The sequence below is a fragment of the Streptomyces sp. NPDC046870 genome (genome assembly GCF_040704595.1).
In the GTDB taxonomy this organism is placed as follows: Bacteria; Actinomycetota; Actinomycetes; order Streptomycetales; family Streptomycetaceae; genus Streptomyces; species Streptomyces argyrophylli.
In genome coordinates this window covers 172,356-186,059 of record NZ_JBEYXM010000012.1, presented here as the reverse complement: position 1 = coordinate 186,059, position 13,704 = coordinate 172,356, and the positions used below count along the sequence as shown (strand labels likewise).

Sequence of the window (13,704 nt, the reverse complement as noted above, 5' to 3'; positions counted from 1 at the left end):
GCCTCCCGGGATGGGACGCCGGAAGGAATCCCCTCATGAGCACAGCACCACAAGGCCGGGCCCCGTGGTTCGTGCGGCTGCACGACCGGCTGGCGGTCGCCGTCGACCAGAGGATCGGCTGGCAGCGCCTGCCCAAGCCCCTCGGTCTGCTGACCCTCGTCGGCCTGCGGGACAACCTGCGCCGCAAGAACCTCTTCGACACCGGCTCCTACCCGTCGTACGGCCTGCCGGACGTCGGCCCCCCGAACGCGCGGTACTCCACGGAGCGCACGGCCGACGGGACCTACAACGACCTGACCGATCCCCGCATGGGCATGGCCCGTTCGCGCTTCGGCCGCAACGTGCCACCGGACCGGGCCTTTCCCGAACCCGAGCCGCGCCTGCTCTCCCCGAGCCCCCGCGAGGTGAGCCGGGCCCTGCTGACCCGGGACGCGTTCGTCCCCGCCGAGTCCGTCAACGCCCTCGTCCCCGCCTGGCTCCAGTTCATGGTCAGGGACTGGGTCAGTCACGGGCAGGGCACCATGGACCGCCCCTGGCACATCGACCTGACCGACGACGACCCGTGGCCCGCACCACCGATGCTCATCCCGCGGACCATCCCGGACCCCACCCGCCCCGACGGGACCGACGGTCTGCCGCCGACCTTCCTCAACGAGAACTCGCCCTGGTGGGACGCGTCCCAGCTGTACGGGAACAACCTGGACGAGCAGCGGTCGCTGCGCACCGGCCAGGGCGGCAGGCTCCGGGTCCCCGACGGGCCGCTGTTCCCCGACGACCCGGACAAGGACCCGGCGGCGATCCCGGGCTTCTGGGTCGGACTGGCCATGATGCACCTGGTCTTCCTGCTCGAGCACAACGCCATCTGCGGGGCGTTGCACGACGCCTACCCGACCTGGTCCGACGAGGAGCTCTTCCAGCGGGCACGGCTCGTCAACGCGGCGCTCATCGCCAAGATCCACACCGTGGAGTGGACCCCCGCCGTCATCAGCCACCCGACGACCGTCACCGCCCTGCACGCCAACTGGTACGGCCTGCTGGGCCGGCGCCTGCACAGGCTGCTCGGCCGGGTCGGCGGCGGCGAGGTGCTCAGCGGCATCGTGGGCGGGCGCACGGACCACTTCGGCGTCCCGTACTCGCTCACCGAGGAGTTCGTCGCCGTCTACCGCATGCACCCCCTCATCCCGGACGACTGGAGCTTCCGGTCGGCCGCCGACGACTCGCTCCTGCAGGAGGCCGGCTTCCGCGAACTGACGGGGTGGCACGCGTACGAGATCCTCGGCAAGCACACCCTGAGCGACCTGCTCTACTCCTTCGGCACCTCGCACCCGGGTCTGGTGACCCTGCACAACTACCCCCGGGCCCTCCAGGAGTTCCAACGGCCCGACGGCAAGCTCATGGACCTCGGAGCCGTCGACATCCTGCGCTCACGCGAGGTGGGGGTGCCCCGCTACAACGAGTTCCGGCGCCAGCTCCACCTCCGCCCCGCCGAGGACTTCGACACCCTCACGGACAACCCCGTCTGGGCCGAGGAGATGCGCCGTGTCTACGGCGGGGACATCGAGCGCGTGGACCTCTCGGTGGGCCTGTTCGCCGAGCCCCGCCCCCAGGGCTTCGCGTTCAGCGACACGGCCTTCCGCGTCTTCGTCCTGATGGCCTCCCGCCGCCTCAACAGCGACCGGTTCCTGACCAGGGACTACACACCGCAGGTGTACACCCGGACCGGCCTGGACTGGATCGAGGACAACACCATGACCAGCGTGCTGCTACGGCACTTCCCCGGGCTGCGGGCGTCCCTGCGGTCGGTGGACAACGCCTTCGCCCCGTGGACCGCGGCCGGGGGCGCGCGGTGAGACACGAAACGGATGACGACGCGACGCGCCGCCCGCCGGCCCCACCGCGGGACGAGGGCCCCGGCACGCTGTCGCGCGTGCGCAGCTGCGTCCTGGCCGTCGTGGCCGTCGCCGTCGCCGGCGCGGGGCTCTGGATCCGCCACCTCGCGCCCGCCGTCGACGACGTGGGGCTGCAACTGGCCGGCGGCGCGCGTGCGGCGCACACCCTCGTCGGCGACCGGACGGCCGACTTCCGTACGGCACTGAGGGCCGACTTCGTCCTCACAGGGACCTACACCGCCGGCATGGTGCTCGTGTTCTGGCTGAGCAGCCGCACCATAGCGGTGCGCATGCGGCATCGCTGCCTGGTCGTGTACGGGATCGGCGCGGCCGTCGCGGCGTGCGTGTGCGCCGTGACCGAGAAACTGCTGCTTCTCCACGGGCTGAGCGGCGCGGACTGGGCGTTCGCGTGGGCGGCGGGCTTCGCGACGGTCAAGTGGCTGCTGCTCGTCCTCACCGTTCCGGTCGCCGCCGTCCTCGTCGTGATCATCCTCAAACGGGCCGCGTTCCACGGTCGTACCCGGCGCCGGTTCGCAAGCGAGCGCACCCGCCGCCGGACATGCGTCTGCGGGAACGGACACGGGGGTGTCACGACCCCCGCCGGCCCCGACGTCGTCCCGCCCTGGCCCGTGATGGTGTGGGGCCGGACGCGCTGGCCGGGGACAGCGCGTGATGGATCCTCGCGTTCCAGGCAGGCGCGTTCCAGGCAGGCGCGTTCCAGGGAGGCGCGCTGGGAGAACGGCAGCCGGGTGCCGCCCGGCCGGGAACAGGGCGGCCTCGGTTTCTGCGTCTCGGGCGGCGGCATCCGCTCGGCCTGCGTCGCCCTGGGCGCGCTGCAGGCCCTGCGCCCCCAGCTGCGCCGGGCCCGGTACCTGGTGTCGGTCTCCGGGGGCGGCTACACCGCGGGTGCCCTGCAACTGGCGCTGGCCGGGACGGACCAGGGCCAGGGCAGCGACCGGAGCGGGACCTGCACCGCCCGCGACGTCTTCATGCCCGGTACGCCGGAAGAGGACCACACCCGCCGGCACTCCAAGTACGTCGCGGAGGGCACCGGCCAGTGGCTGGCCGCCGTCGGGGCCGTCCTGCGGGGCCTGCTGGCCTCCCTGGGGCTGCTCACCGCGGCCCTGCTGGTGCTGGGGCTCGCCCTGAGCTGGGGCTACCGCCTCGTCCCGCTGGCGGACCCGGACCGGCTCCCGGGCTTCAAGGCGCCCGCGCTGTGGGCCGTCCTGGCCCTCCTGTGCGGCGCGGCCGTGTTCTGGTTCCTGTGGCTGGTGTCCTTGTTCCTCGCCATCCGGTTCCTGTCGGGCGTGCTGAAGAAGGCCTTCCTCACGTTCGTGGCGGCGGGCCTGCTGCTGGCCGTCGTGGTGGTGATCCTCCCCGCGCTGGAGTGGGTGACGGCGCGTCTGTGGACCCTCCACGGCCCGGGGACCGCGGTGAGCGGCGGAGTCGTGGGGCTGCTCACCTACCTGACCGTGCTGGCCGGCACCACCTGGCGGCGCGTCGAGTCCACCGAGCACGCCGTCCGGTCCGCCCGGCGCGGGCGGCTGGTGCGCGCCGTGCCTCTTGTCGGCAAGTACCTGATGGTGTGGGCGGTTCTCGTCGTGGTGGCGGTGGCCTCCCTGCTCGTCCTCGGCGGGGCGATCCACGCCGGGCGGACCTGGCCCGTGGCGGTCCAGATCGGGCTTCCCGTCGTCCTGTGCGCGGTCGCGCTGAGCCTCGACCAGACGTGGACGAGTCTCCACCCCTTCTACCGGGCCCGTCTGGCCACGGCCTTCGCCGTCCGCCGCAAGACCGACGAGGACGGTGAACAGCTGGCGGTGCCCTACGACTTCGACGAGCCGACCCCGCTCGCCTGCTACGGCAGGCGGCACCCCGGCTTCCCCCAGGTCGTCTTCGCGGCGGCGGCCAACCTGTCCGGCGACGACCGCACACCGCCGGGGCGGCACGCGGTGTCGTTCACCCTGTCGCACGACTACGTCGGCGGTCCGGACGTCGGGTACGCCCGGACGGACGTCCTGTGGCAGCGCACCGGACCCGTCATCCGCAAGGACCTGACCGTCGAGTCGGCCGTCGCCGTCTCCGGCGCGGCCTTCGCCTCGGCCATGGGACGCCAGGCACGCGCGTTCCAGACGCTGTTCGCGCTCTCCAACGCCCGGCTCGGCACCTGGCTCCCCAACCCCGGCGTGCTGGGGGCCCTCTGGGACGAGCACGCCGACTGGGGGCTGCCTCCGCTGCCCGGCATCCGCCGCCTGCCGTACCTGCTGCGGGAGGTGGCCGGCCGCTACCCGCTGGACGACCGGATGCTGCTGGTCACGGACGGCGGGCACTACGAGAACCTCGGCCTGGTCGAGTTGCTCCGGCACGGCGTCGACACCGCCGTGTGCGTGGACGCCAGCGGGGGCTCCGGCGCCTTCGCCCCCGCTCTCGGCGAGGCCATGGCGCTGGCCAAGGAGGAACTCGGCGTCGAGATCAGGATCGCCCGCGAGGACTGGCAGAAGCTCGTCCCCGGCAGCGCGCCTCCCCTCACACCGCAGCCGCCCCAGCCGTCGCAGCCGAACCAGCCCGCACAGCCACCCCCGCCGAACCCATTGGCCGCCCTCGACCTGCGGCTCTCGGCCGACGCGGTGGTCGTGGGCGAGATCGTCTATCCGCGGCCACGGGTGGACGAACACGGCCGAGAACTGGGGACGAAGGGACGGCTGATCGTCGCCCGGGCCACGCTGACCCCCGACATGCCCTACGCACTCCTCGCGTACGCCCAGGCCAACCATGCGTTTCCGCACGACGGTACCAGCGACCAGTGGTTCGACAGCCGGCGCTTCGACGCCTACCAGGCACTCGGCCACTGGATCGGTGAGCGCGTCGCGAAACTGCTCCCGCCCGGGAGCTGCCCGCCCCGGCCCGGATACCGGGGTGACGGAAGTCCGCGCGCGCGCCGGCCGGCGGGAACCGGCGCGTGAGGGGAGGCCGGGCGGAGGGGTGCCCTGAGCGGGGGGGTTCCCCGGTCTCCCGCGACGGCCTGGTGGCTGGCGGGAGGTGCGCGGTGGGGGCTGGCTGCAATGACGTCGCCGTGGTCGCGTTCCTAGCGTTGACGCGTCGGCCGATCCGGCCGGACCCGGGCTCGCCTCGCCGAGCCGACAACGGTTCGAACCCCCTATGAGAACGGGAAACGCACGTGAGAGCTGTCTGCACCGTCTTCGTGGGAACCCAGCCCATGGTGGTGAGTGTCGCCGGTGAATTGGACATCGCGACCGCCGTCCACACCGATGCCATCCTCACCGCCGCGACCAGCGGCACACATCCTGAGGTCGTCATAGACCTGAGACAGGTGACCTTCCTGGACTGCGCGGGAGTGCGCCCCCTGGCGGCCGCCGCGCGCCGAGTCCACGAGGCGGGCGGCGCGCTGACCCTGCTGGCCGGTCACCCCATGGTCGTCAGGGTCCTGCGCTTCAACAATCTGATGCCCGACGGAGCGGCGCCGGCCGGGGGCGCCGAGCCGGCCCGGCACCTCCCCGCGTACCCGATCGCGGTGCATCACTGCGACCACCGCTGTCGTGCGCTCGCCAGGGAACGCTGACGGAAACCGCCCGCGTTCGTCACGTCAGGGGAAGGCGCGCCCGGAGGGTCGTCCCGTGACCGCTCGGGCTGTGGAGGGTGAGCGTCCCGCCCAGGGCCCCGACACGGTCGCTCAGACCCACCAGGCCCGAGCCCTGCCCCGGAACGGCCCCTCCCACTCCGTCGTCGTGAACGCACAGGAGCAGGACGTCGTCGCCGGCGTGCGCACGGACGCGAACGCAGGACGCGCGGGCGTGCTTGGCGGTGTTGGCCAGTGCCTCCGAGACGACGTAGTAGGCCGCCACCTCGACCGGCTCGGGCAGTCGGCGCGGGACATCGACGTCGAGTTCCACCGGTACGAGTGAGCGACGAGCCAGGGCCCGGAGCGCGGGCGGCAGCCCGCCCTCCGACAGGATGGCCGGGTGGATGCCGCGGGCGAGCTCGCGCAGGTCGTCGAGCGCCGCCAGCAGCGTCTCGCCGACCCGGACCACCCGGGCCCTCAGCTCCGGTCGATCCACCGGGACGGCGTTCTGGGCGGCCCGCAGTTCCAGCACCAGGGAGAGCAGCCGCTGCTGGGCGCCGTCGTGCAGGTCGCGTTCGATGCGTCGCCGGGCCTGGTCGGCGGCCGCGATGATCCTGGACCGCGAGGTGGACAGTTCGGCATGGCTCTCCTCCAGCGAGTCGGCCATCCGGTTGAAGCTGCGTTCCAGCACGCCGATCTCACCGACCCCCGTCTCCGGTGTGCGTGCGGTCAGGTCGCCGCCCGCCAGCCGGCCGGCCATGGCGGCCGCCCGTCGCACGGGACGCACGACCGCCCGGGTGACGTAGACCGCGAATCCGACGACGAGCACCACCGTTCCCGTCAGACCTCCGATGGTCGCGACGACCGCCTGGTCGGCGACCGCGGCGGCGCGTTCCTCCCGGGTCGCCGCGAGCGTCCGTTCGGTGACCACGATGCGGTGGCACTCGATCCGTATCGCCTCCACGCGTCGGTCGAGTTCCGCGCCCGTGGCCGTGGGCCGCATCGCCGGGAGGCCGTGGTTCACGACGTCGGGCAGGGGCATGGAGTACGCCTTGCCGACGTACGCGAAGCCCGCTCGGCGGACCTGCTCCGTCCTGATCCGCTGGGCGGAGTCGGCCAGGCGTGTCAGCGTCTCGATCTCCTTGGGCAGGGCGGCCTGGGCCGCCTGCCAGCGCTTGACGAACCGCGTGTGGCCGGTCAGTTCGTAGCCGCGCATGTCCGTCTGGAGACTGACGACGCTGTTCCGCACCTGGTTGGCCGCCAGCAGCAGCTCCTGGGATCGCTGCGCGAGCCGCTGCGAGGCGCGCAGATTGACGCTCGAGCGGAACAGGAGGGCGAAGGCCAGGCTGATGAGGAGCACGAGGAACCCACTGGCGACGACCACGCGGCGCACGAGATCGCCGGTCACGCTGGTTCCCCGGGCACGGGAGGCGAGCGGACGCACGTTTCCTCCCTGTTGTGAAACAGGTGTTCGCGCGGGCCTCGGGCAGATGCCCACCGGACGAGACCCAAGGACAATGGCGGATGTGACGCCAGGAGGCTCGGCGTCCCGCCCTGGGGACGGCCCGAGCCGGAACGGACCGGCCATGACGGACCTGAGGGTCGTCCTGGCCGAGGACGACGTGCTGTTCCGCGCGGGGCTCGCCGGCCTGCTCCGGGGTGCGGGCTGCGCGGTGGTGGGGCAGACCGCCGACGCCGTCCAACTGCTCGAAGTCGTCAGGGCGGCGAGGCCGGACCTGGTCGTGACCGATATCCGGATGCCGCCCGGGCAGGCCACCGAAGGGCTGGACGCGGCCCGCACCATCCGCCAGGAGTTCCCCGACGTCGGCATCCTGGTCCTGTCGGCGTACGCCGAGGTCGACCGTGCGCTGGAACTCCTGGAGAGCGGTCACGGCGTCGGTTACCTGCTCAAGAGCCGGGTGGGCGATGTGCAGGACTTCCTGGAGGCGGTGCACCGGGTCGCCAGGGGCGGGTCAGTGGTCGATCCCGCACTGGTACGGGAACTCGTGTCCGCCCGTCGCAGGGAGGATCCGCTGGCGACCCTCAGCGCGCGCGAACGCGACGTACTGGAACTGATGGCCGAGGGCCGTTCCAATGCCGGTATCGCCCGCCGTCTGTGGGTCACCGAGGGAACGGTGGAGAAACATGTGCGCAGTATCCTCACGAAGCTGAATCTGCCGGAGACCGACGACGATCACCGCCGTGTCCGGGCCGTCATCACCTTTCTCGAGGCTCGATGACCGAGCCGCCCCGGATGGCACCGCCTGACAGGCCGGACTTCGCGAGGAATCCGACCGCCGGGCTCTTTTGAACCAGCTCACCATAGTCCTCCTCCGCGTGGTTGGAGACAAGGACGACCGGGGGAGGGGAGGGGCCCGTCGCACCGTGCAGTCGGCGGGTCAGCTCCAAGCCGCTTTCGGCACCCAGGCCGACATCCACCAGCACCACGTCCGGCCGCACGCGGAAACCAGGCCGGCATTACCGCTGGCCGGAGGAATTCGACGTTCGAATTCCGTAATGAAGGGACGGACGTGAGATCTTGACGCGGGCGCAACCGGTCCCGCATATTGGAAATCCGCGTAGCGGAAATGCATTTTCGGAATGCGGCAAGAATGTGACAAGATTGCGGTAAGAGAGCCTTTCATGAAATTCCCTGCTCGCGGTCTCCCGCCGCCCGGTCCCGACGACCGTGCACTCCCTGGCGGCCGACCACCGGCCGAAAGCATCCGGGCGCAGGTGGTACTGCCGCTCCTGCTCATCGCGGCGATCACCCTCGCGGCATCCTTCGCCCCCCTGGCCATCCACCTCTCCCCGCTCCTCGTGGCCGCCCCCACGTGCACCGCGGCGTTCGCACGGACGCCGGTGACGGTCGCCATGGCCCTGATCGCCAGTGCGGCCCTGGTCCTCGTCGACTGGCACGACGGTCTGCTGCGTTCGGCTCTGTTGCCCATCCACATCGGCGCCCTGCTCGCGGTCTCCGGCTGCGTCGTCGTCGCGCGCGCCCTGCACGACCGCGATCTGAGAGAGCTCACGCAGGTACGGGCGGTGTCGGAAGCGGCCCAGCGGGTCGTGCTGCGGCCCCTGCCCCGCGCACTGGGCTCCTTGCGCATCGCGTCGCTGTACCGGGCGGCCACCGCGCACGCGCTGGTCGGCGGCGACCTGTACGCCGCCGCCCGTACCGGCCGCACCACCCGCATCCTCATAGGGGACGTCCGCGGCAAGGGCCTGCCCGCCGTCGAGGACGCCTCCGCGCTCCTCGGTGCCTTCCGTGAGGCCGCCCATGAACACGGGACGCTGCCGGAGCTGGCGGCTGCCCTGGAACGCAGCGTCCGCAGGCACCTGGCCGAGACGGCGGAGCGGGACCCCGACAGCGCCGAGCGTTTCATCACGGCTCTGCTGGCCGAGCTTCCCGACGGGGAGGAGACCGTCCGGATCGTCAGCTGCGGGCATCCACCGCCCCTGCTGAAGCAACGCGGCCGGGTGAGCCTCCTGCGGGTGAGCCGGCCGGCCCCGCCCCTCGGACTGGCCGGAAGCACGACGGACGCCTTTCCCCTGCACGCCTTCGCGTTCGTTCCCGGCGACACGCTGTTGCTCTACACCGACGGACTCGTCGAGGCGCGTGACAGCAGCGGCGCCTTCTATCCCGTCCTCGAACGCGCCGCCACCTGGGCCTGGAGGTGCCCGCAGCACCTCCTGCAGCACATCAGCCAGGACCTCAGCAGCCATGCGGGTCCCCGCCTGGACGACGACCTCGCCCTGGTGGCCGTGCACTGCCCTGCCCGTTCGTCCCATCCCCTTCAGGCACCCGCCTGACCCGCGGTGCCGGTGCGACGTGCCGACGCACGACACGACGGCACCCCGGACACGGACGGACCCGCCGGCGCGCGATCCACGGTCTTCCGTGCCCTGTCAACACGCCCATCATGAAAGGACAGTGACCGGGATGGCCACTGTACGACGCCTGTCCCGGCGACCCTGCTCGCTGCTGGTCGCCTACCTCGGCGCGACCTGTGCGGTTCAGCTGGCCGCATCCGGCGGCGGGTTGGTCCGCTGGTCCGCCTACTCCGTACTGGCGCCCCTCGTGGCGGCCGGTCTGCTTCCCCTGCGGCGCACCCTCGCCATCGGGGTGGCGACGCTGGCCGCCAGCGTGGCCGTCTACGGCTTCGCGATCCGCGGAGTGTCCGAAGGAGGCCGCACGGTCGTGATCTGCGCGGCCGGGCTCTCACTCGCTCTGAGCCTCGTCATGTGCCGGACGCGCCTGGCCCCGCACCACGGCGCACGGACCCCGGCACAGCGGCTCGTGCCGGACATCGACAGCACACGGACCGGTCCGGACGGCGAGCAGGCTGCCGACGACGTCCCCGGCGGCACCCCCGCGTTCTCGACGACCGGCATACATGTCGGACCGTTGCCGCGGCCCGCGGCACTGGAACTCGCCGGCTGCCGCGCCGCCGCCCACGGCACCGCGGGAGCCGAAGCCCACTGGCTCGACGCGATCGCACTGCCAGGCGCCCGGGTCGCGCTCGTCGCCGGGTCCGTCGCCGAGAACGGCACTCCCGCGCCCACCCTCGCCCGTGAACTGCGCGCCGCCGTACGCACGCTGGCCGAGATGGACCTGCGACCCGAAGAGCTCCTGTCCCGCCTGGCGCACGTCCTGGACCGACTGCGGTCCGACGGCGAGCCGAGCCCGCACGGCGAGGACGCGTCCGGTGTGGCCGTGGGTTGCCTGTACGCGGTCTACGACCCCGTCTCCGGCCGCTGCACCCTCGCAGGCGCCGGCCACCCCGCGCTGACCGTCCTGCGGCCGGACGGCGCGCTCAGCACGCTGGACGTCCCGTCCCACCCCCTCCTGGGACAGGCGCCACCGCCCATGGAGGCCACGGAGATCGATCTGCCGGACCGCAGTCTTCTCCTGCTGCACGCGCACACGCCCCGGACACCCGGCCCGGCGGCCGGGACCGGTCCGGCCGCGCTGTTCACCGCGGGCCCCGGATCGCCGTCCCGCCTGCCGGCTCTCAGCCGGTCGGCGCTCGACTTCCTGCTGTCCGAGGGGCGTTTCACCCACGCCGGTGTGCTCGCGGCCCGCACACGCACGTTCGACGGCGACAACGTCGCCTCATGGGAGCTCGGGGACGACCTCGCCGCCGTCTCCCAGGCCCGCAGGCACGTCGGGGCGAAGCTGACCGAGTGGGGCCTTGAGGACGCCGCACCCACCACGGAGCTCATCGTCAGCGAGCTGGTCACCAACGCCATCCGCCATGCCCGGCCCCCGGTCCGGTTGCGTCTGATCCTCCAGGGGGCGCGACTGACCTGCGAGGTCTCCGACGACAGCAGCACCTCCCCGTACCTACGGCAGGCCAACACCTTCGACGAGAGCGGACGGGGCCTGTTCATCGTCTCCCAGCTCGCCCGGCGGTGGGGCACACGTCATGACTCCCGGGGCAAGACCATCTGGGCGGTACAACAACCGCACACAGACGAGGCGGCCCCCGCCGACGACCCCGGCACGTCGGCGGGACCGGCCTGCGAGGGCCGGCGTCCACCCGGGCGGGGGAGCGCCTCCGGCCGGGCGACACCGCTCCCCGGCGCGCCGTCGCCGGACGCGCCGGGCGGATTCCCCCGCTGACGCGGGCCGGCACGGCGGACCTCCGCACCGGTCAGTGGCGGGTGGCCAGGACCTGGGACAGGACGTCGTGGACGTAGGTGTTGGCGTGCTTGCCGGTGAACCGGCTCGCGAGCGGGCCGGCGGCCGTCACGGGAACGTCGACACCGGTGTGCCCGGAAGTCGTCCAGTCGATCGTGAACGTCCGGTCACTGCCGTGGATCGTGAACGGGCCGTCCTCGGCGGAGACACCGGTGCCGGACTCGTCCGCCGTGTCGTTCTCCTCGACCGCCAGGCCGCCGGTCTCGTGGTCGCCGGTGACGACGAGGAGGGTGTCCGGGTGGGTCGCCTGGTAGGCACGGGCGACGGCGACGGCCTTCTCCAGCTGCCGCATCGACTGCAGGACGCGCGTGCCGTTGTTGCTGTGCGCGAACTCGTCGACGCCCTCTTCCTCGACCATGAGGAAGAAGCCCTTCTTGTTCTTGTCCAGCGTCTTCAGTGCCTTGCCGGTCATCGTGGCGAGGTCGACGACCGGGGCGTACACGTCGCCCTGACCCTCGGGGCGCTGCTGGAACATCTCCTCGTTGCCGAAGAGACCGAGCAGCTTGCCGCCGGTGGCCTTGTCCAGGTCCTTCGCGTTGGTGACGTACCTGTAGCCGGAGCGCTGGGCCTTGGCGATCAGGTTGCCCTTGGTGCCGCGGCTGCCCTCGCCGGTGTCCTCGGCGGGCTTGTCGGGGAAGGCGCCCGCGGTGCCGGCCGGCAGCCACCAGTCCTCGCCGCCGCCCAGGATGACGTCCGGCTTGCTGACGTCGAGGTACTGGCGGGCGATCTCGTCCTGCTTGCCGCGGTCGGCGGTGTTGGCGAAGAAGGCCGCGGGCGAGGCGTCGGTGACCTGTGCGGTGGTGACCAGGCCGGTGGCCTTGCCCGCCGCCTTGGCCTGGACCCCGAGTGTGGGGAGCGGGTTGCCGTCGGTGTCGACGCTGATCGCGCCGTTGTACGTCTTCTGGCCCGTGGCCCATGCGGTGGCGGCCGCCGCCGAGTCCGTGACCACCGCCTTGGGGTCGTCCGGCGTGGTGGTCAGCTGACCCGACACGGGAAGACGATCCATCGTCAGCCGGCCCTGGAGCCCGGCGAGATGCAGTCGTGCCGCCTCCCGCGCGGCGGCACCCATGCCGTCACCGTTGATGAAGATGACGTTCTTCGCGGTGGGGGCCTTCGCCTTCGCCGTGCTCTGCGGAGCACTGGCGGACGCGCCCGGCGTGGGGTTGAGCACCATGGTCGCCACCACGGCCGCGGACGCCGCCGCGACAGGCGCCCCCCAACGCAGACCCCGCACGTTTCTGTTCACAAAACTCTCCCATGGGTATCACAAAGTCCTTCCTTTGCAATCTAGAGGGGCGACGACCGGCCACAGCCGAACCACAACTGACGTGTACGCCAACAGTCCGCGTCCGTCCCCTGCGCTGTCCCGACGGCCGTGTGGCGACAATGGCGCGCATGACCGAGTGGAGGAACAGCAACTCCATGAGCTTGTCTGCGCACTGGCCCTGGCGGCCGACCTCGCGCGCGAGCGGCCGGGCACGCGTCGGCGGGACCCCGACGCGCGCCTTCTGGGTGCCGCGGACCGCGTGACGCGTCTGTTCGGCCGCACCACGTGCCCGGACCGCGCTACGGAGTTCCCGGTCCCGGATCTGCTCGTGTGAAGTGACGGGTCAGCCGGCTGAGCGGGCCGCTGAGTCGATGACCTTGGCCACCGCGTCCGGGTGTGAGATGAGGGTGAGGTGGGACCCCCCCTTGAAGAGGGTCGTCCTCGCGTGGGCGCGACGAGCCATGCGCTGTTCCGACTGCGGGGTGATGATCCGGTCGCCTGTGCTGATGAAGTACCAGGACGGGATCGTCTTCCACGCGGCGTGCTTCGACGGCGTGTCGAACGCGGCCGTCGAGGCGGCTCGCTGTGTCGCCCACAGGTTCTCGGCCTGCTCGGTGGGCAGGTCGTTGGCGAAGTCCTTGACGAACACGTTCTTCTTCAGATACAGGTTCTTCGCCCCGGACGGCGCCTGAGGGTATGCCGCGGTGTCGAACAGCGTGCTGGGCGGCGCGTTCAGCGCCGACGTGGAACCGCTCAGGGAGCCGTTGGTCTCGCCGACGGCGGGCGCGGCGGCGTCCACGTACACCAGTGCCTTGACGTTCTTGGCCTCCGCGGCGGCGTTGGTGATGACACTGCCCCCGTAGGAGTGTCCGACGAGGACCACCGGACCCCGCACCGTCCTGAGGAAGTCGGCGATCGTCTGTGAGTCGGTGGTCAGGTTCTGCAGGGGATTGGCGACGGCGCGTACCTGATACCCCTCACCGCGCAGGATCTTGACCTCGCCGTTCCAGCTGGAGGCGTCGGCCCAGGCGCCGTGGACCAGCACGATGGTGGGTTTGGCGGCGGCCGGGGAGGCTGTCGCCGGCAGGCCCGCGGCGGAGGCGTGCGCCGGGAGGAGCGCGGAGACGGCGAACGAGACGCCGGCCGCGGCAGCCGCGTAACGGAACGAGTGCGTTCGGTGCATACCCATACCCACAGTTCTTCAGCAGGGAGGTGACCGCCGCACCGGCTGCGGGAGGAGCAATGACCGGCTGAGCGGTGTCATCCG

General features: G+C 71.9%; 10 protein-coding genes. 6 read left to right on the top strand and 4 right to left on the bottom strand.

Annotated elements, in window-relative coordinates; all coding sequences use genetic code 11:
* Positions 1-35 precede the first annotated feature (35 nt).
* From AB0946_RS25105 to AB0946_RS25095, 3 genes are all read left to right on the top strand, one after another.
* On the top strand, positions 36-1,850 hold the full coding sequence (locus AB0946_RS25105; RefSeq protein WP_366762901.1) for a peroxidase family protein: 1,815 nt from the start codon (positions 36-38) through the stop codon (positions 1,848-1,850).
* A gap of 77 nt (positions 1,851-1,927) precedes the next feature.
* Positions 1,928-4,849, top strand: a complete 2,922-nt coding sequence (locus AB0946_RS25100) for a hypothetical protein (protein WP_366762899.1) — start codon at positions 1,928-1,930, stop codon at positions 4,847-4,849.
* Between the two features lie 215 nt (positions 4,850-5,064).
* The gene (locus tag AB0946_RS25095; protein WP_366762898.1) at positions 5,065-5,466 is read left to right on the top strand and encodes an STAS domain-containing protein; all 402 of its coding nucleotides are present in this window, start codon (positions 5,065-5,067) and stop codon (positions 5,464-5,466) included.
* 19 nt (positions 5,467-5,485) lie between these two features.
* On the opposite strand, the gene AB0946_RS25090 is transcribed toward AB0946_RS25095, so the two are convergent.
* On the bottom strand, positions 5,486-6,874 hold the full coding sequence (locus AB0946_RS25090; protein WP_366762897.1) for a HAMP domain-containing protein: 1,389 nt from the start codon (positions 6,872-6,874) through the stop codon (positions 5,486-5,488).
* A 178-nt stretch (positions 6,875-7,052) separates the two neighbouring features.
* Between AB0946_RS25090 and AB0946_RS25085 the strand changes: the two genes are divergently transcribed.
* Entirely contained in the window at positions 7,053-7,706 is a 654-nt protein-coding gene (locus tag AB0946_RS25085; protein WP_366762896.1) for a response regulator transcription factor, read from the top strand.
* Here AB0946_RS25085 and AB0946_RS25080 read toward each other — a convergent pair.
* Complete coding sequence (locus AB0946_RS25080; protein WP_366762958.1) at positions 7,684-7,911, bottom strand: hypothetical protein; 228 nt, start codon at positions 7,909-7,911, stop codon at positions 7,684-7,686. The genes AB0946_RS25085 and AB0946_RS25080 overlap by 23 nt on opposite strands.
* 291 nt (positions 7,912-8,202) lie before the next feature.
* Between AB0946_RS25080 and AB0946_RS25075 the strand changes: the two genes are divergently transcribed.
* The gene (locus AB0946_RS25075; RefSeq protein ID WP_366762895.1) at positions 8,203-9,279 is read left to right on the top strand and encodes a PP2C family protein-serine/threonine phosphatase; all 1,077 of its coding nucleotides are present in this window, start codon (positions 8,203-8,205) and stop codon (positions 9,277-9,279) included.
* Positions 9,280-9,409: 130 nt separating this feature from the next.
* Complete coding sequence (locus AB0946_RS25070) at positions 9,410-11,092, top strand: ATP-binding SpoIIE family protein phosphatase (RefSeq protein ID WP_366762894.1); 1,683 nt, start codon at positions 9,410-9,412, stop codon at positions 11,090-11,092.
* A gap of 31 nt (positions 11,093-11,123) precedes the next feature.
* Here AB0946_RS25070 and AB0946_RS25065 read toward each other — a convergent pair whose 3' ends face one another.
* The gene (locus AB0946_RS25065; protein WP_366762893.1) at positions 11,124-12,344 is read right to left on the bottom strand and encodes an alkaline phosphatase; all 1,221 of its coding nucleotides are present in this window, start codon (positions 12,342-12,344) and stop codon (positions 11,124-11,126) included.
* 436 nt (positions 12,345-12,780) lie between these two features.
* Positions 12,781-13,626, bottom strand: coding sequence for an alpha/beta hydrolase (locus tag AB0946_RS25060; RefSeq protein ID WP_366762892.1), 846 nt, complete (start codon positions 13,624-13,626; stop codon positions 12,781-12,783).
* Positions 13,627-13,704: the final 78 nt, after the last annotated feature.

Bases quoted from the DNA above. Each gene is read 5' to 3' on its own strand.
- AB0946_RS25060 (WP_366762892.1), bottom strand. From the start codon at position 13,626: ATGGGTATGCACCGAACGCACTCGTTCCGTTACGCGGCTGCCGCGGCC.
- AB0946_RS25105 (WP_366762901.1), top strand. From the start codon at position 36: ATGAGCACAGCACCACAAGGCCGGGCCCCGTGGTTCGTGCGGCTGCAC.
- AB0946_RS25065 (WP_366762893.1), bottom strand. From the start codon at position 12,344: ATGGTGCTCAACCCCACGCCGGGCGCGTCCGCCAGTGCTCCGCAGAGC.
- AB0946_RS25070 (WP_366762894.1), top strand. From the start codon at position 9,410: ATGGCCACTGTACGACGCCTGTCCCGGCGACCCTGCTCGCTGCTGGTC.
- AB0946_RS25085 (WP_366762896.1), top strand. From the start codon at position 7,053: ATGACGGACCTGAGGGTCGTCCTGGCCGAGGACGACGTGCTGTTCCGC.